The sequence below is a fragment of the Arcticibacter svalbardensis MN12-7 genome (assembly GCF_000403135.1).
GTDB lineage: Bacteria > Bacteroidota > Bacteroidia > Sphingobacteriales > Sphingobacteriaceae > Arcticibacter > Arcticibacter svalbardensis.
The window spans coordinates 17,194-36,660 of record NZ_AQPN01000109.1 but is presented as its reverse complement, the minus strand read 5'-3'; the positions used below and the strand labels follow the sequence as shown (position 1 = coordinate 36,660).

The following is a 19,467-nucleotide window of genomic DNA, read 5'->3' as shown; positions in this document are numbered from 1 at the left end:
ATCTTTAACTTAGGATTTCAATAAGGGTTTTCTTTTATGGATAATCTTGTTAATTATTCAGCGATAACTTTTCCACGCATCATACCGTAATGACCAGGGAAACTACAAATGAATTCATATTCACCTGCTGGAACTGTGAAAGTGATGGTATCAGATTCACCTGGTCCAAGAAGTTTGGTATGTACTAAAATTGCTTTTGAACCGGTAGGGATATAATCGGAAGCTTTATTAGCCATAGCTTCGGTAGCAAATGCAGCTACATCAGCTCCTTGTGCTAATAAAACGAAATTATGACCCATAGCTTCTTTAGCCATAGTGCCTGCATTTTTTAAAGTTAGTGTTACTTCTTCGCCTGCCTTTACTTTGATCTCGGTAAGATCATATTTCATCTGGTCACTAGCGGTAATGACAATTGTATTTGAAATAGTGGCTTCTGGTGTTTCTGTTGTTGCTTCTGTTTGTGTGGTTTCAGTGCTTTTTGGATTACCTCCACAAGCGGTTAAAAGTACAGGAACAACAAAAGCGGTGAACATGATTAGTCTTTTCATAATTTAATTGTTTTGCCAATTTTAGCAAAAAGCTTAAAGGTGGAAAATGACCAGCGTCATAATTTCAATATTGTGACATACTAAACACTTTTAAAATAGGTTTTTTAGTTCTTTATTGTTCAATAAGTTCTAATATATATAGCATGGCTCATTTTTATGCATGATTGATTAAGCGGTTTTAGGCAGGTTAAATCCAAACTTACTTCCGGTACCTAATTCACTTTCAACAAATATATCCCCTTTTTGTGCTTCGATGAAGTCTTTGGAAATAGCTAATCCTAGTCCTGATCCTGATTTGTTGCGCCCATCTGTTGGCACCTGAAAATAGCGTTCAAACAGCCGGTCTAAATATTTCTCTTCGATTCCATTCCCTGAATCCTGAACCGTAAACTGAATAAAGTTACTCATGCTTTTCACTTCAATGATTATTGATGAGTTCTCCGGACTATATCTTATGGCGTTTGAGAGGAAGTTAACTAACACCCAAGCGGTTTTTTCAAGATCAGCATGCACTTTAGGCAGGTTATCTTTTACTTTGATACCTAATGTGATTCGCTTTTGTTCAGTCTGAAATTTCACTGCGTTGACCGCATATTCCACAATTTGTTTTGGATCGGCGGCCATGAGATTGAGTTGAATGTTTCCAGTCTCTACCTGTGCCAGATCAAGTAGCTCCGTAGTAATTTTAAGAAGGCGCTCCGCATCATCTTTGATGTGATTTAATAACTCAGATTGCTCTGTGTTCAAATCGCCTACACGGTTATCATAAAGCAACCTTAAACTCATTTTTATGGAAGCGATAGGGGTTTTTAATTCATGTGAAATGGTGGCAATGAAATTGGTTTTGGCTTCATCAAGCTCCCTGAATTTGGTTATATTTCTTAGTATATAAACCTCACCTGCAGATTCTTCTGATTTAATGATTGGGTTATCGTAATTCTGATTGTATATGGGTATGGTGATTTCCCGACTTTCTAATTGGAAGTAGGACTCTTTCCCATTCGCATAGATCTTAATGGGTTTATCCTGGTTTTTATTTTCCAAAAGGTTCTTGAGCAAATCATTTCTCTTTGCAACATCAAAGGCATCAGAGCCTACAATATTCTCTTCGTTTAAGTTCAAAAGACTTTCTGCAGTAGGGTTAATAAAAATGACTTTGTTTTTCTCATTTAAACCAATGATCCCGTCCTGCATTTGTTCAATAATAGTTTCAATTCGTAGTTTTTCTGATATTACCTGTGCCAGGTTACTGTTTTCCCATTCATTTAGTCGGGAGGCCATTTGGTTAAAAGCACTCGCTACTTCTTCAAATTCTCTTGTGGTTTTAAAATTTAGTCTGGTTTTATAATTTTTCCTGCAGATCTCCCTGATTCCTTCTGTCAGTTCATTAACAGGGTTGGCTATAAAGCCTGGAAAGTTGATACTGAAACTGAACAAAATGAGGAAGGTGACCGTGCCGATCATGCCCAGGTAGATGGTAGCCTTTTCTACGGACTGCTGCGCCTGGTTGTTTTTACGCACAATAGCCTGCATATTTAACTCTTCAATTTTACGGAGGTAAACGCGGGCAAAACGTTGTGCTGACTGCAGCTGCTTTAGAGGAAGAGTAGAGCTTTGCAAGCTTTCAAAGCTTTTACGGAGATTAGCTGCAGCTTCCGCTTCACCAGGTTCGGTAATGTTTTTAAATTCACTCTGCAGTTCTGCATTAAAACGGTTGATGGCAATGTCTGAAAGTGGCAAATCAGTTTCATCCAGTACCGTTCTCATTTCACGCGCATAATGAAGACTCTCATAATTATCCTTCAGGATAACTTTTGCGTTGTTTGAGATCTCACGCAGATAATATAAAGATAGACCACCGAATAATATAACCACAACGAATAGGAATCCGAATCCGAGGCGTAGTTTGTTTTTGATTTTCATGACAATATAACTAAATCAGTATCAGTTGCTGCTATCTTTTGGAGTAGCTGGTTGAAGATGGCAGTGCGCAACATGACCTGCCAGATATTTAAATGAGGTTTTCCAATACAAATTGTAGTGATTTCTTTTTCTTCAGCAATTTGCATAATAGTTCTCGTAATGTGGTCACTTTTAACTCTTATTACTTCGGCGCCTAACTCTGTAGCGAGCTTCATGTTGTTAATTAAATGCCGTTGTTTATCAAGCTTAATCCGATCGCTATTTTCAGCACTGCGTTGCACATACAACACTAACCAGGGGGAACGGTAATAGGAAGCCAGGCGGGCAGTTTTCCTGATCACTGTTTTTGCAATATCATGATTGGAAGAAATGCATGCAAGAAAACGTTCAGGACGCAGTTTAATCTGCTTGGGTATCTCCGCATTGATTTTGCGTTCTACATAATGAGCAACTTCCTTTAATGCCAGTTCACGCAATTGCAGGATCTTATCAGCCTGAAAGAAATTTTTAAGAGCCAGGTTAATTTTGCTGCTGTCATAGATCTTTCCTTCTTTGAGGCGGTCAATAAGTTCGTCGGCTGTTAAGTCGATATTGACAATTTCATCTGCCATAGAAAGAATATTGTCGGGAATCCGTTCCGTGATCAGGATGCCTGTTATTTTCTGTGCATCTTCATTCAGACTTTCCATGTGCTGAATATTGACCGCAGAAATAACACTGATCCCAGCTTCTAAAAGGTCTACAACATCCTGCCAGCGTTTTTGATTTTTACTCCCTTCTACATTGGTATGCGCAAGTTCATCAACAATAACTACTTCGGGATGCCTGTTCAGAATAGCAGCTACATCCATCTCTTCCAGTTGTTTACCCTTATAAAATATTTTTCTTCTTGGAATCAGAGGAATGCCCTCGAGTAAAGAATGTGTCTCCGAACGGTTGTGTGTCTCTATATAGCCAATCTGAATATTGATTCCATTTCTGAGTAGGGAATGCGCTTCCTGAAGCATCCGGTACGTCTTTCCTACACCGGCACTCATGCCGATGTAAACTTTAAATTTTCCTCTCCTGGTCTTTTTTACCAGATCAAGAAACTTTTGTACGGAGTTTTCCCGGAAGTCGTCGTCCATTATTTAAGCAATTTATTAGTACTTATTTCACTAAGATCTTAAGTATTCATTATTAAAAACCTGAGCATTAAACCGGCAAGTTAGTAATTTACTAGCTCTGTTATTTGGCCTTGTATAATTCTTTGCAACCTGTTAGATCAACTACACTTTTGCTGTTAGATAATCCAATTGTTGATTTGCGAATCTATAAATCATCCCTTGTTTCACTATAATCTAAAGCTCGGATTATTTAGCTTTAGCCATTTCATTCAAGGCAAGATTTAATTGGAGCACATTTACTTTTGATGGTCCAACTAATCCAAGAAAGGGACCTTCGGTGTTTTTGTTTACCAAAGCAGTTACTTCGTTTATATTTAATTTTCGGTTTTCTGCCACTCTTCTGATTTGGATACGAGCAGCCTCAGATGATATATCAGGATCAAGACCACTTCCTGAAGCAGTTACCAGGTCTGCAGGGATTTCAGCACGTTTCAAATAAGGGTGATACTTCAATAAGGTATCAATTCGTTCCTCTACTTGTTTTAGGTAATCCGGATTAGAAGGGCCCTTATTAGAGCCGGCAGATCCTGCTGCATTATATTCCACTGCAGATGGGCGTCCCCAAAAATAATCAGGGCGTGTAAATAGCTGTCCAATATTGGTATAACCAACTGTTTTTCCGTCTACTACTATCTTTTGTCCGCCTCCTTCACCTTTTGAAAGTTTACCAACGAAAGCGATTAAGATAGGATATAGCACGCATAACAGTACGATAAGCACCAAAGTCAAACGGATAGATTGTAGGATGTATTTTTTCATTTTAGTAATTTTAAAACATAAAAGTAATCAGGAGATCAATTAATTTAATTCCAAAAAGCCAGCAACAAATCAGCAGGGCGAGTAGTAATAGGATCGTTAACATACTTTTCGTTTGACCTACTATATCAATGCTTGTACCGAAATGATGATTTAGGTATAACTGGTTTATATACAGACGAATAAAAGTGTTGTGATGGTTTGTGGAAATTCATAATGAAAAAACCCTTCCGTTATGGAAGGGTTTTTTTTATTATGGAAGGGTATTTAAGCTTAAAAAGACTGGATATTATACTCTTCAATTTTACGGTAAAGGGTGGTTAAACCGATACCAAGAAGTCTTGATGTTTCCGTTTTGTTCCCTTTGGTATGTCGCAATACTTTAGAAATATGGTATTTTTCTACGCTAGCGAGATCAAAGGATTGAGTTTCCGGTTGTTCGGAATGAAACTCGTAGGGAAGTAAATCCGGAGTAATAGTACCTCCATCGGAAAGAATGGTTACGCGTTCCATTATATTTTTAAGTTCCCTTATATTTCCTTTCCAGGCATGATCCTTTAAAAGTTGGAGGAATTTCTCGTCCATTTTACCGAACCGAATATTCGTTTTTTCAGCAAACTCTTTCAGGTAATGTTTGGCAAGGAGTTCAATATCATCTTTACGGTCTTTCAAAGCGGGTAGATAGATAGTGAAAACGGAAAGGCGGTAAAAGAGATCCAGTCGAAAGCGTCCAGCTTCAGCTTCCTCTTGTAGGTTGCGATTTGTTGCAGCCATCAGGCGGACATTGACTTCAGTAGTTTTAGTATCCCCCACTTTAATGAAAGTACCGGATTCAAGGATGCGTAACATTTTAGCCTGAAGATCGAGACTCATTTCGCCAATCTCATCCAGAAAGATGGTGCCTCCATGAGCTTCCTCAAAGAGTCCTTTTTTATCTTTTTGAGCGCCGGTAAATGCTCCGGCTTTATACCCGAAGAGTTCACTCTCTAATAGTTCGCGTGAAATGGCACTACAGTTGACCGCTACAAAGGGTTTCATCTTACGGGCACTTTCATATAAAATTGCCTGTGCAAATACTTCCTTTCCAGTTCCCGTTTCCCCTAAGAATAAAACGGTAGTATCGGTTTTTGCTACTTTCCTGGCTAGTTCTTTTGCCTCTTTTATGGCATTGGAATTACCCAGTATAGTATCAAAACTATATTTGTTACCCACCTTTTGTTCAAGCTGACTGACCCGATATTGCAAATTTGCTTTATCTAGCGCCTTGTTCAGTAGGGGAATGATTTTGTCATTATCATCGCCCTTGGTTATATAGTCAAACGCCCCATTTTTAATGGCCAGGACACCATCTTGGATGGTTCCATAGGCGGTTAGGTTGATCACCTCAACAAATGGTTTGATCTCTTTGATCTGTTTAACGAGTTCAACTCCGTTGGCATCAGGTAGTTTTACATCGCTGATTACCACCCTGAGATCCTCGTTTTCGACCATCTTTAGTCCTGATTTTCCATTCGAAGCTTGCAAAACTGTAAATCCCTCCAGTTCTATAATGCGGGCAAGCAAACCGCGTAACTTGTTTTCGTCATCAATAATAAGAACTGTAGGACCCATATAGAATATTTAAAATTCAATATTACTCATTTTCTCCTGTCGGAAGGTTTAATGATATTAAAAAAGAATTAAGAGAGGTATATTTTAGATAAATAAAGAATATCTATGTGATAAAGTTTTAAACGGCTTATATTAGCAACCTTAATTCGTAAATCTAACTGCATGAGTTTTCCAGAACTATCGGGATTTAATATCCTGGCCAATCCAACCGGTCCAATTTGTAATCTTAACTGTACCTATTGTTATTATCTGGAGAAAGAAAAAATATATCCGGGTACTTCAAGTTTTAAAATGACGGAACAGACACTTGAAGTGTTTACCCGTAAATATATACATGAGCAACCAGGGCCTGAAGTTACCTTTGTGTGGCAAGGAGGGGAGCCTTCATTACTTGGCCTGGAGTATTACAAAAAAGCCTTACAATTTCAGCAAAAGTACGGGAGTGGTAAACGCATTCATAATTCATTTCAAACCAATGGTGTCCTTTTAAACGAGGAATGGTGTCTGTTTTTTAAAGAACATGATTTTCTGATCGGGATATCTATCGATGGTCCGAAGGAACTACACGACAAGTATCGACTTGATAAAGGAGGGCATGGAACCTTTTCCAAGGTTATGGCAGCGATAGAATTGTTAAAAAAACATCAGGTGAAATTCAATACACTTACGGTCATTAATAACATAAATTGTGACCATCCGCTTGAAGTATATCGGTTTTTAAAGCAGATAGGGAGTCAATATTTGCAGTTTATACCTATTGTGGAGCAGGTAGCAGAAGGTGTTTTACCAGAAGGAGTAGTGCTGCTCTCTCCGGATTATGCTGGCAAGACAACCTTGGCTCCATGGTCTGTTTCTCCATTGAAATTTGGAAAGTTTCTTGTTGCTATTTTTAATGAATGGGTAAAAAAAGATGTAGGCCGATATTTTGTGCAGATCTTTGATGCCACATTAGCAAATGAAGCAGGTGTTTCTCCGGGAATATGTGTTTTTAGTGAACGCTGCGGAAATGCACTTGCCGTAGAGCATAATGGTGATCTGTACTCCTGTGATCATTATGTTTATCCGGAATATAAGTTGGGAAATATTCACAGTACTTCGCTAAAGAAGGTGCTTCTCTCTGATGAACAGCGGCAATTTGGCTTGAATAAGTATGATTCCTTACCCAGACAATGTAAGGAATGTGACGTTTATAGTTATTGCAAAGGGGAATGTCCCAAGAATCGCTTTCTTGTAAGCAGGACTAATGAGGGTGGGTTGAACTATTTATGTGAAGGGTATAAATTGTTTTTCCGCCATGCTAAACCTTACATGAAGTATATGAACAATGAACTGCTGCATCAACGTTCTCCCGCTCATGTGATGAATTTGAAAAGATAGAAATGATTAATAATCCAGGTTAAATTTCTTTGCATTGGCACGCAACCAGCGCAATGCAGCTTTAATATCAAAAACCACAGCTGAATAAAGGGCCTCTGTAGAAAGACGGTACTCTACCTGAAACTGGCTTTACCTGCTCTACTCTGAAGTGCGTAAATTCGATGGTACCCCACATTCTTCCTGTCTTTTTGATCCATGTTTTAATCTAACCGTAAACTACATCACTGGTTTTATGGACAAAGTGTTTAAAAAATAGCTTCATTCATTCTTTCCCAATTATTCATTTATTATGAAGAGTATCAGGAAGCGGGGTTTATAAATCTGATTACTAAGGATTCTGCACTAGCAGAGGCAGAATCACAGTGGAAGGAGATTAAGGAAGAGTATTTTAGTTTTCTTGAATTTGTGCAGAACAGTATTTAAAATTATAATGCGGCATAAGCAATGGAAAATTCCTTATTGAACAGATCATGCCTACCATCAACAGGTAGGGATAAGCACCCAAATGTTGATGGCAAATTTACTCAATTTCTGATAATAAGGGCAATTAGCTTAGTTTAGCCTCGTCCAGATCGAGTTGCTCTTCTTGTTTACGGAGCATTTCATCCTCAAACTTCCCGCTTTTTCTGAAATCATATAATGCCTTTCGTTGATCTGCGATTAATTTACGCTGCAAATTCTTATACACCAATACCTCACCTTTCTCCACTTCCCTGCATTCAAAACAAAATAATTTCTGCTTTGAAATATTGACGTCACTCTCTAATTGCTTTTTCAGGTTTACAGCAAGGTCATTGTTTTCCAGTTCTGGTGTTTGCTGCAAGTTCTCCTTAAGTAAGTTAAGCGATCGTTTTTTAAGATGTAAACTAATTTGGGACTGTTGCTCCTCTAGCGTCACTGCTCCCGTCTCATCTTTTATATTCAGCCATTTGATCACCAGCGGTAAGGTAATACCCTGTAGCACCAGTGTAATCAGGATCGTTGTAAAAGTGATAAACAAAATCAGGTTTCGCTGAGGAAAGGCCTCTGTGTCGTTCAGCATCACCGGTATTGAAAGCGCAGAAGCAAGTGAAACCACTCCACGCATACCCGTCCAGCCTATTATAAATATATTTTGCCACCTTGGGCTTGCCTCTTTATTCTTCTTCCCCCGCATCCATAAAGGGAGATAGGAGAGTGGGAAAACCAAACCAAGCCGTATGATAATGATCAGTACACTAATCAGCAATCCATACTTAATTGCCTCCATCAATGAATAATCACCCAATCCTTCCGTAATTAAACGAAGTTGTAGCCCAATTAAAATAAAAACCAAACCGTTGAGCATGAAAGCGACCGTAGACCAAACGCTGATCGTTTGAAGTCGGGCGCGATAGTTAAAAATCTCATGGGAGCGATAAGATAGAAATAAACCACCGCTCACCACTGCCATCACGCCTGAATAATGAAAATGTTCGGCTAACATATACATCAGATAAGGAGCCACTAATGTAAGGGCGGCATCCATACTGGCATGAATAGTAAACCAGCGATGCAACACATAGATACAATTAGCCAAAGCCAATCCAATTACAATACCCATGAGTGTAACGACGAAAAAATCGATTGTTGCATCCTGGAAAACAAATGTTCCGGAAATCACAGCTGCCAAAGCAAAGCGGAATACAATCAAACTGGATGCATCATTGATCAAACTTTCCCCTTCCAGGATTGTCATGGCACTTTTAGGTACATTCAATGTCTTCAACACAGATGTAGCAGCCACAGCATCCGGAGGCGAGATGATCCCTCCTAACAGAAAGCCTAAAGCGAGCGTAAAACCAGGAATCAGAGATGTGCTCACCACAGCGACCAGGCATGAAGTAAAGATTACCATCCCAAAACCCAACATACCAATTACTTTCCGCCGCTTCCAGAAATTAGACCAGGACGTATACCATGCCGCTTCATAAAGCAGGGGAGGAAGGAAAATTAAAAAGACCAGATCAGGACTGATCCTAAAGTCAGGGATTCCGGGAATAAAGCTGATCAGCAGACCACCTATAACTAAAAACAGGGGATAGGGAATACCCAGTTTATTTGCAGCTATGACAAGCAAAAACACCGCAACAAGTAAGGAAATTAGGATTAAGATATTATCATGAATCATGGGAATGTTTTTATTTCCATATACAATAGCCTGTTCCATTGTAATTTAAAGATAAACAACAAAACTAAATTTTCTTACATTCGATTACTAACAAAAATAAATGGTTCAAAAACACAGAAAAGACCCTAACAAACTTTAAAGATTCTCTGGTCAAACATTTAAATCTATTATTTCTTTTATCATAAAAACAGTATCCCTGGATAATAAACAGATCATGCTATGACCCTGGAGAAATACGTTAAGAAAAGGAATTTTACTAAAACAGCAGAACCCAAGTCAGGGAAAAGCAAAGACAAAGAGCAGTTAATCTTTGTGATTCAAAAACATGACGCATCTCGTTTGCACTACGATTTCAGGTTAGAGATGGAAGGTGTATTGAAGAGTTGGGCGGTTCCAAAGGGGCCTTCTACGGATCCCAAAATGAAACGTCTTGCCATGATGGTAGAAGATCATCCTTTTGATTACCGCTCCTTCGAAGGCATCATCCCTAAGGGGGAATATGGAGGGGGTACTGTGATTGTATGGGATCAGGGTACTTACGAGCCCATCGAAGAAATTAAAGGGAAAAAAGCACAGGAAAAACATCTGCTTAAACAATTACAATCCGGCTCCCTGAAGATTAAACTGCATGGTGAAAAGTTACAAGGTGAATACGCGCTGGTTAAAACGCATGGCATGGGAGAAAATGGCTGGTTGCTCATCAAACACAATGATGATTTTGCTTCCACAAAGGATGTAACCAAACAGGATAAATCCGTTATCTCTGGCAAAACAATTGATAAAGTAGAAAAAACCAGTGATAAGATCTGGCAAAGTGGTCACGAGGAAACAGCAGAGCCAATAACTGAAGCTGCTGAACCTCCTGTAGAAGCTGACCAGGAGGAAGAGGCAGATCTTAAGCAAATAGATCCTGCCAAATTAATTAAAGCTGCTCCAAAATCAAAGCTTCCAGAAAATGTCAAACCGATGCTGGCAACCCTCGTTGATGAAGCTTTTGATGACCCCGACTGGCAGTTTGAAGTCAAGTGGGATGGCTATCGTGCTTTAGCATCCATCAACAAGGGCGAAGTAGAACTCTATTCCCGCAACAACAAATCCTTTAATGATAAATTTTACCCGATACACCGGATCCTAAAAGAGTGGAAGATCAATGCCCTTTTAGACGGTGAAGTTTTAGTGCTCAATGAAAAAGGGATCTCCAATTTCGGTGACTTGCAGAACTGGCGGAGCGAAGCAGATGGCGAACTGGTTTATTATGTGTTTGACCTGCTTTGGTATGATGGAAAGAACCTCATGGATTTACCTCTTAGCGAACGGCAAGCTATTCTGAAAGAAATTCTACCAACGGATGATGATCGCATCCAGATTAGTAAAGTATTTAAAACTAGTGGAATAGATTTTTATCAGGCGGCTGAAAAGATAGGACTGGAAGGGATCATAGCTAAAAAAAGCAGCAGCACCTACTCTCCGGATCTTCGTTCCAAAGAATGGCTGAAGGTTAAGGTTCATAAAAGACAGGAAGTCATCATTGCAGGTTACACAAAGAAAAAAGATACTTCTAAACAATTCAGTTCCCTTCTCCTGGGGGTATATGAAAATGGTGACTTACAATACGTAGGCAAGGTGGGTACCGGGTTTTCCGACAAATTGCAAAAAGAGATGATTGCACAGTTTAAACCCTTGATTACAGAGGAAAGTCCTTTTAAAGCAATCCCTGATGTTAACAAACCATCCCGTTTTCGTCCCAATCCCCCTAAAGCCCTCGCAACATGGCTAAAACCGGAATTAGTATGTGAAGTCGCATTTACCGAAGTAACGGATGATGGCGTATTTCGCCACCCTTCTTTTCAAGGGATGCGGATTGATAAAAATGCTAAAGAAGTAGTCCGGGAAGCTGAAATCTCTGCTGCAGAAGTACTGGAAACAACAGAAGAACCCGACCAAGATCAGCATACCGATGTCATCAGTCCCCCGAAAGGAAAAGAACGCAAAACCTTATTAAATCCCAAGGATGAAACCCAGGTGCGCAAGATCTGTAACCGTGAGCTGAAGTTTACCCACTTAAGTAAGGTCTACTGGCCCGAAGATGGGATCACAAAAAGGGATATGTTCAACTACTATTACCAGGTTGCGGAGTATATGCTGCCTTATCTGAAGGACCGGCCCATGTCACTCAACCGCTTTCCTGGTGGCATCCATGGTTCCAGCTTTTACCAGAAAGACGTAACGGATAAAGCACCTGAATGGGCCAAAACCTTTCCTTATACCACCAGTGAGGAGGAGAAAAAACAGTACCTCGTAGGCACCGATGAAGCAAGTTTGCTTTGGATGGCCTCTCTTGGCTGTATTGAAATGAACCCCTGGTTTAGCAGGATCCAGTCACCCGAAAACCCTGACTACTGTGTAATTGATCTGGATCCCGACAAAAATACGTTTGATCAGGTGGTTGAAGCCGCACAACATGTAAAACAAGTATTAGATGCCGTAGATGTTCCTTCCTTCTGCAAAACATCAGGATCCACAGGAATGCATATTTATATCCCCCTGAACGCAAAATACACCTATGATCAGTCGCAAATGTTTGCCCGTATTATTGTGGGTATTGTGCATGATCAACTCCCGGACTATACCAGCCTGGAACGCATGATCGCGAACAGAAAGGGAAAAATGTACCTCGATTTTTTACAAAACCGTCCGGGTGCAACAATAGCCGGACCTTATTCCCTCAGGCCCAAAGTAGGCGCAACCGTATCCATGCCGCTTCATTGGGAAGAAGTGAAACCCGGACTTAAAATGAAAGATTTTACTATTCATAATGCAATTGAACGTTTAAAAGTAGAAGGCGATCTTTTCAAAGGTGTACTTGGAAAAGGGATAGATCTGGAAAAAACTATAAAAAAAACCAAAAGTATATTTGGTTCGTAATACCGCTGAAACGATCAGCTACAGGTAAATGATATGATTAAAGATAATAATCACCCCAATTACAGTTTAACAAATTGCCAGGAAGAGGAAGGTACAGAAGAATTATATCATAATCCGCTTCCTCGCGCTGTGGTCAGACCGAATTCATTTACTTTACTGGATGGAGAATGGAAATTTGCTGTAGATCTTGAAAATAAAGGAATCAGTGAAAATTGGTTCATTGCTCATAATTATAGCGATACAGCAGAATGGCCAGGAAGTGTGGAGACGCATATGTCCTTGCTTAAGCCTCAAGGAAAACCCTGGACCGATAGTATCAGCGTGTGGTATGAAAGAGAATTCAACCTTTCATCCATTTCTGAAGAGAAAGCCTCTTCGAAAACACAATTGCTCTTAACTTTTGGCGCATGCGGATACGAAACCAGGGTATGGTTAAACGGAGTGCTGCTTAAGACTGTGGAGGAGGAAGATGTCCATTTTGGCGAATTTACCTCGTTCTCCTATGAACTTGACGATGAGTTTTTACAAGAAAATAATCGGCTTACCGTACATATTAACGATACGAAAAATGCCGATAACACCCGGGGAAAACAGGAATCCAGTGTTTACAAAAGAGGAGGAATCTGGTATCAAACCTATACCGGTGCTGTGCGGAGTATTTGGATTGAAAGAGTAGAACGGAATCGCCTGCGTTCGCGCCTTGGTGTAGATAATGTGATAGAGGAACGCATTGTTCCCTTTAACCTGACCACACGTATTCACGATGCCGGCACCTATACCATCCGACTTCATGTTTATAATAAAAAGCAGGAATCAAAAGAACCTATAGCAACAGACAAGTATGTGCTGCATTTGGAAGCCGGACAAAAACAACAACGTGTGGCCATCGAAATTCCTGAAATAACCCTATGGAGCCCTGAAAGGCCACATTTGTATCGTTTGGTTGCACAGCTCGAAGATGCAGATGGTTATACTGCGGAGATCGAATCCTTTTTTGGGCTAAGGAAAGTTAAAACTCATGGTTGCTGTATTTATCTGAACAACAAACCGATTTATATGGATGGTATTTTATATCAGCCTGGAATCGCAGGTTATGAAGCAATAAAGCGACACATGTATGCTATGAAATCCTTGGGATGTAATTTGGTACGCATTCACATCGCAGGAGTGGATCCACGAATTTATAATCTTGCAGATAAGTTAGGTTTATTGTTATGGGTGGAGGTACCTAGTCCGCATCGCTCAACTCCCCAAAGCAGGCTAAATCATAAAGCAGAACTCCTAAGAATGCTTGCTCTAATTGCAATCCATCCATCTGTAATTATCTGGAGCTTATATAATGAAGACTGGGGTGTGCAAGACATTGCGACAAATCCCGATCCAAGGGACTACATCAGGGAGATGTACAATTATATGAAGATCACTTATCCTCAATTTCTAGTGGTTGATAACGACGGTTGGCAGCATGTATCTTATGAAGGTAAATTAAAAAGTGATTTGCTGACTGTCCATTTGTATACTCCTGATCTGAATAGATGGGGCGAAATGCTTAATGATCTCATCATTGGTCAACAGATCGGTGTTGCTGCCTTCCCCTTAGTAGTAGGAGATCCTTTTTTCTTCCGGAAACAAATTCCTTTACTCGTAAGCGAATGGGGAGGGTTTGGTTTTATTGGCTATGGAGGACCCAAAGATGCAGATGAAAGAACCAAACAAATAGCTCTTTTCAAAAAAGAGTTAAGAAAGCGTCCCATAGCAGGTGATGTATACACCCAGGCTACCAATATCGAAGAAGAACGTAATGGCCTGATCGATTTTGATTCAGGAGAGTTAAGAGTGCCCCAAGGTTTGCTAAATTCTAATTATATTGAGCCTTGATAACATTTGTATAACAAAACATGTCATTTTATACCTCTTTTCAAACTTTAACATAGCTAACTTGTACTTTACATATTAGAACAAATAATTGTCATGACTGAAAAACCGTTCACACCACTTGACGAACTAAGTGTTAATACGATCCGATTTCTATCAATAGATATGGTGCAAAAGGCTAACTCCGGTCACCCCGGTTTACCCTTAGGAGCAGCACCAATGGCCTACGTACTTTGGAATCGATTTTTAAAATTCAATCCTCAAAATACACACTGGCCAAACCACGACCGTTTTATTTTATCTGCAGGACATGGTTCAGCATTATTATACAGCCTGATCCATCTCTCCGGATATGACCTGCCGATGGAAGAACTTAAACGCTTCAGGCAGTTGGGATCTAAAACCCCAGGCCATCCTGAATCTTTGTTAACTCCCGGTATTGAAGTAACCACCGGACCATTAGGACAAGGTTTTGGAAATGGAGTAGGTGTGGCCATTGCCGAAGAATTCATTGCCTCAAAGTTTAATCGTGAAGGTCACGAAATAATGAATCATTACACCTATGGGATTGTCAGCGATGGCGACCTTATGGAAGGAGTTGCTTCTGAAGCCGCATCACTAGCCGGACATTTACAACTGGGTAAGCTGATCTATCTCTATGATGACAACCTGATCTCTCTGGATGGTCCAACGAATTTATCTTTTACCGAAGATGTACTGGCTCGCTTTAACGCTTACGGATGGCAGACCCTTATTGTCGAAGATGGTAATGATTTAGAAGCCATTGAAAAGGCTATTATCGAAGCACAGGCAGAAACAACAAAGCCTTCACTTATAGCAGTTAAAACTATTATAGGTTATGGAAGTCCCCAGGAAGGCACCAGTAAAGTACACGGAAGTGCTTTAGGCGAAGAGAATGTTCGGAAAACTAAAGAGTTCTTCGGATGGGATCCTGAGAAAACCTTTTATGTACCTGAAGAAGTCAAAGAGCCTCTATTAGAAGCTGGTAAAAAAGGTGCAGCACTTGAAGTTTTATGGAATGCTAAATTTGAAGCCTACAGTCAGGCCTATCCCGAAGAAGCAAAAATGTTCAATTTAAGCTTCAGCGGAAAGTTACCTGAAGATTGGGATGGCAACTTACCCACCTTCAAAGCTGGAGAATCATTGGCTACCCGTCAGGCATCAGGCAAGGCACTCGAAGCTTTAAAAAATGCAATTCCATGGATTATCGGTGGATCTGCCGATCTGGCCAGCTCAAACGATACACCCACACAAAGCGATATCAGCTTTCAACCCGGTCATTACGGGAACAGTAATATCTGGTTTGGGGTACGGGAACATGCAATGGGGGCTATCCTGAATGGAATGGCTTCCCACAGTGGTGTACGCGTTTACGGAGGTACTTTTTTAACCTTTAGCGACTACATGCGGGGAGCTATTCGTCTGGCAGCCTTGACCCAGGCACCCGTTACCTATATCTTTACTCACGATAGCGTAGGCCTTGGAGAAGACGGTCCAACACATCAACCCGTAGAGCAGGTTACCGCTTTACGTGCCATTCCCGGATTAACCGTGATCCGTCCTGCAGATGCGAATGAAACCGTTGAAGCATGGCGCATCGCGATCCAGAGAACAAAAGAACCCGTTGCGCTGATCCTATCCCGTCAGAAGCTACCTGTCATTGATCAAACAAAGTATGCCCCTGCTAGCAATGTGGCCAAGGGCGCTTATATCTTAAGCGAATCCAATGGAGTTCCTTCCGTGATCCTCATAGCTACCGGGTCCGAAGTACAACTTATTGTAGCCGCACAGGAAAAACTCAAACAAGAGGGAATTGAAGCCCGTGTGGTGAGTATGCCTTCATTCGAACTCTTCGAAAAGCAGGATCAGGCTTACAAAGAGAGCGTGTTTCCGCCATCCATCCATGCGCGTTTAGCTGTTGAAGCAGGTGTCACACAAGCATGGTGGAAATATGTAACCGCTGAAGGTGATGTCATCGGAATAGACCGTTTTGGCGAATCAGGAGTAGGTGAAGAAGTTCTTATATACTTTGGCTTTACTGTAGAAAATGTAGTGAACAAAGCGAAAGCGCTTATAAAACCTTAATCCGGCTATGAAGATTGGTATAGCAGCCGACCATGCCGGCTTTGAACAAAAACAACAAGTTGTTGACCTCCTGACTGATGCCGGGTATGAGGTTATTGATTACGGTGCTCATACCTATGATGCCACAGACGATTATCCGGATATCATCGTTCCATTAGGACGCGCAGTTGCTAATGGTGATGTAGATCGTGGTATTGCGGTATGTGGAAGTGGTGTCGGTGTTTCCGTTGCCGCCAACAAAATCCCAGGTGTGCGTGCTGCCCTGATTACGGAAAGTTATTCTGCTCACCAGGGCGTGGAGCATGACGACATGAACCTCATCTGCCTTGGCGGTAGGGTAATCGGTCAGGCTTTAATATGGGAACTCGTACAGGCCTTCATTAAGGCAAAATATGATGGCGGAGAAAGATTTCAACGCCGTTTAGATAAAGTAATCGCATTAGAAAAAAATAAATAAACATATGAAAAATCCATTAGCAAAGATTCCAACATTTGGCCAAAGCATCTGGCTGGATTACATACGTAGAAAATTTATAGCTTCAGGTGAGCTTAAAAAACTGATTGATGAAGATGAATTAAGGGGACTCACATCAAACCCTGCTATCTTTGAAGAAGCTATTTCAAAGAGTGACGACTATGCCGATACGATCAAAAAATTAGCTAAAGCAGGCCATTCTGCAGAAGAGATCTTTCTGAACCTGGCTATTGAAGACGTACAAAGTGCTGCTGATTTATTTAGTGGCGTGTATGAAAAAACAGATGCGCTGGATGGTTATGTGAGTTTGGAGGTATCTCCCGGACTAGCTTTAGTAACCGAAGGCACCATCACAGAAGCCCGTTCTTCATGGAAAACCCTTGACCGTAAAAATGTGATGATTAAAGTTCCGGGAACAAATGAAGGTTTGCCCGCTATTGAGCAGCTTATCAGTGATGGAATTAATATCAACGTAACCTTATTGTTCGGTTTAGATCGTTACAGCAAAGTAGCCGAAGCTTATATAAAAGGATTAGAAAAACGCGTTGAAAAAGGCGAACCAATAGCACATATTGCCTCTGTTGCCAGCTTTTTTCTGAGTCGTATTGATACGATGGTAGATCCTATGCTGCAGGAGATTGTAGACAAAAAGAATGATAAATCCACTTTGGCAAAAGCATTATTAGGCAAGACTGCCATTGCCAGCGCACGCATGGCCTATCATATCTTCAAGGAAAAGTTCTCCTCCGATCGTTTTAAAGCGCTAGAAGAAAAAGGAGCCAAACCACAACGTTTGTTATGGGCCAGTACCAGTACAAAGAACCCTTTATACAATGAACTGATGTACATTGAAGCGTTAATCGGGCCCGAAACAGTCAACACTGTTCCGAAGGAAACCTTAAACTCCTACCGTAAACATGGTAATCCCGCTAACCGCCTGGAATCAGGTATGGAAGAAGCAGAGGAAGCACTTCAGCAATTAGAGGAAGTAGGCATCGATCTTGCTGCAGTAACCAAAAAGTTAGAAGAAGAAGGCATCCAGAAGTTTATCAAACCCTTTGATAGTTTAATGAGCGCTTTAAATGAAAAGCGTGAAGAAAAGTTAGAATCTAAATAACGGCGATTGTACATACGACATGGAAATATATGATTTTGGAATGGTAGGACTCGGTGTGATGGGCCGGAATCTGCTTTTAAATATGGCAGATAATAATTTTGCTGTTTCAGGACTTGATATAGATCAGGAGAAAGCAGACTTTCTTGAAAAAGACGCCAAAAGCGGACAACAGGTAAAAGGCACAATCTCCCCAAAGGAATTCATCGAATCCTTAAAAAAACCCCGGGCACTGATGTTATTAGTGCCCGCCGGAAAACCGGTAGATGCAGCCATACAGAACTTGCTCCCCTTTTTGCAAGAAGACGACATTGTAATTGATGGAGGAAACTCTCATTTTACAGATACAAACCGTCGTGTAGCAGAACTGAATGAAAAAGGGATTCACTTTTTCGGAATGGGAATCTCCGGAGGAGAGAAAGGTGCACGTTTTGGCCCAAGTATGATGCCGGGAGGGGATAAAGAAGCATACGAACGACTTCGTCCCATCTTTGAAGCCATCTCTGCTAAGGTGAATAATGAACCTTGTGTGACTTACATGGGGACTGGTTCCGCAGGTCACTACGTCAAAATGGTGCATAACGGAATTGAATATGCCATAATGCAGCTCATTTCAGAAGTATACGATTTACTAAAAAGAGGACTGAATTATAGCGACGTAGACCTTCAGAAAACATTCGAAGAATGGAATCAGGGGGAACTTCAATCCTATCTCCTTGAAATTACAGGCGAAGTATTAAGTAAATTTGATGATAAAACAGGTATCAGGCTTGTTAACCTGATTTCCGATCGTGCCATGGCAAAAGGAACAGGTAAGTGGACATCACAGAATGCCATGGATCTTCAGTCACCCATTCCGGTAATTGACGCAGCAGTAACGATGCGTGATTTATCCACTTATAAGGACGAACGGGTCAGAGCATCTGTAGCCTTACAATGGAACCTTTCAGAGGAGGAATCATCCGTTTATGATCCCGGATTGATCGATGAGATCAAAGAAGCCTATCATTTTGCCATGATCACTGTCTACGCGCAGGGGATGGCTCAGCTACATAAAGCTTCCAGGGAATATAATTATGGATTGAATCCGGAAAACGTTACCCGGATTTGGAGAGGTGGATGTATTATCAGGGCATTATGTTTAGAAGATTTCAGACAAGCGTTTAACAGAGACCGGGAACTCCCCAATCTTATGCTGGATGAGCAGATCAGTAAAACTTTGATATCCAAACAAATGGCCATACGTTCGACTATCAAGCTTGCCGTAGATAAAGGCATTCCTGTTGCCGCATTTATGACCTCTTTAGCCTATTTTGATGCGTATAGGAGTGCGACGTTGCCAACCAATCTGATCCAGGCACAGCGCGATTATTTTGGTGCCCATCTTTATGAGCGGATTGATCAGGAAGGAACCTTTCATACGCATTGGGATCAACAGTAAC

General features: G+C 40.8%; 13 protein-coding genes and 1 pseudogene. 7 read left to right on the top strand and 7 right to left on the bottom strand.

The window, feature by feature from the left end:
- Positions 1-53: 53 nt before the first annotated feature.
- The 5 genes from azu to ADIARSV_RS15060 all read right to left on the bottom strand — a co-directional run bounded on the left by azu (position 54) and on the right by ADIARSV_RS15060 (position 6,004).
- The gene (gene azu / locus ADIARSV_RS15080) at positions 54-548 is read right to left on the bottom strand and encodes an azurin (protein WP_040300266.1); all 495 of its coding nucleotides are present in this window, start codon (positions 546-548) and stop codon (positions 54-56) included.
- 168 nt (positions 549-716) lie between these two features.
- A complete protein-coding gene (locus ADIARSV_RS15075; protein ID WP_016196451.1) occupies positions 717-2,471 on the bottom strand; it encodes a HAMP domain-containing sensor histidine kinase in 1,755 nt (584 codons plus the stop codon).
- On the bottom strand, positions 2,468-3,598 hold the full coding sequence (locus ADIARSV_RS15070; RefSeq protein WP_016196450.1) for a histidine kinase: 1,131 nt from the start codon (positions 3,596-3,598) through the stop codon (positions 2,468-2,470). The genes ADIARSV_RS15075 and ADIARSV_RS15070 overlap by 4 nt, the downstream gene beginning before the upstream one ends.
- A gap of 225 nt (positions 3,599-3,823) precedes the next feature.
- Positions 3,824-4,396, bottom strand: a complete 573-nt coding sequence (locus ADIARSV_RS15065; protein ID WP_016196449.1) for a K(+)-transporting ATPase subunit C — start codon at positions 4,394-4,396, stop codon at positions 3,824-3,826.
- A gap of 270 nt (positions 4,397-4,666) precedes the next feature.
- Positions 4,667-6,004 (bottom strand): sigma-54-dependent transcriptional regulator, encoded by a 1,338-nt coding sequence (locus ADIARSV_RS15060; protein WP_016196448.1) that lies wholly within the window; start codon positions 6,002-6,004, stop codon positions 4,667-4,669.
- Between the two features lie 162 nt (positions 6,005-6,166).
- On the opposite strand from ADIARSV_RS15060, the gene ADIARSV_RS15055 reads away from it, so the two are divergent.
- Positions 6,167-7,381, top strand: a complete 1,215-nt coding sequence (locus tag ADIARSV_RS15055) for an anaerobic sulfatase-maturation protein (protein ID WP_016196447.1) — start codon at positions 6,167-6,169, stop codon at positions 7,379-7,381.
- Positions 7,382-7,387: 6 nt separating this feature from the next.
- Here ADIARSV_RS15055 and ADIARSV_RS23080 read toward each other — a convergent pair.
- A pseudogene (locus ADIARSV_RS23080) lies at positions 7,388-7,492 on the bottom strand (alpha/beta hydrolase); the annotation flags it as partial.
- Between the two features lie 436 nt (positions 7,493-7,928).
- The gene (locus ADIARSV_RS15050) at positions 7,929-9,569 is read right to left on the bottom strand and encodes a Na+/H+ antiporter (protein WP_016196445.1); all 1,641 of its coding nucleotides are present in this window, start codon (positions 9,567-9,569) and stop codon (positions 7,929-7,931) included.
- Positions 9,570-9,749: 180 nt separating this feature from the next.
- On the opposite strand from ADIARSV_RS15050, the gene ligD reads away from it, so the two are divergent.
- The 6 genes from ligD to gndA all read left to right on the top strand — a co-directional run bounded on the left by ligD (position 9,750) and on the right by gndA (position 19,466).
- Positions 9,750-12,455, top strand: coding sequence for a DNA ligase D (gene ligD, locus ADIARSV_RS15045; protein ID WP_016196444.1), 2,706 nt, complete (start codon positions 9,750-9,752; stop codon positions 12,453-12,455).
- Between the two features lie 33 nt (positions 12,456-12,488).
- Positions 12,489-14,333, top strand: a complete 1,845-nt coding sequence (locus tag ADIARSV_RS15040; protein ID WP_016196443.1) for a sugar-binding domain-containing protein — start codon at positions 12,489-12,491, stop codon at positions 14,331-14,333.
- A 93-nt stretch (positions 14,334-14,426) separates the two neighbouring features.
- A complete protein-coding gene (tkt, locus tag ADIARSV_RS15035) occupies positions 14,427-16,436 on the top strand; it encodes a transketolase (RefSeq protein WP_016196442.1) in 2,010 nt (669 codons plus the stop codon).
- Between the two features lie 7 nt (positions 16,437-16,443).
- Entirely contained in the window at positions 16,444-16,893 is a 450-nt protein-coding gene (locus tag ADIARSV_RS15030) for an RpiB/LacA/LacB family sugar-phosphate isomerase (protein WP_016196441.1), read from the top strand.
- A gap of 4 nt (positions 16,894-16,897) precedes the next feature.
- Positions 16,898-18,028, top strand: coding sequence for a transaldolase (tal, locus tag ADIARSV_RS15025; RefSeq protein WP_016196440.1), 1,131 nt, complete (start codon positions 16,898-16,900; stop codon positions 18,026-18,028).
- A 19-nt stretch (positions 18,029-18,047) separates the two neighbouring features.
- On the top strand, positions 18,048-19,466 hold the full coding sequence (gene gndA / locus ADIARSV_RS15020; protein WP_016196439.1) for an NADP-dependent phosphogluconate dehydrogenase: 1,419 nt from the start codon (positions 18,048-18,050) through the stop codon (positions 19,464-19,466).
- Position 19,467 lies beyond the last annotated feature (1 nt).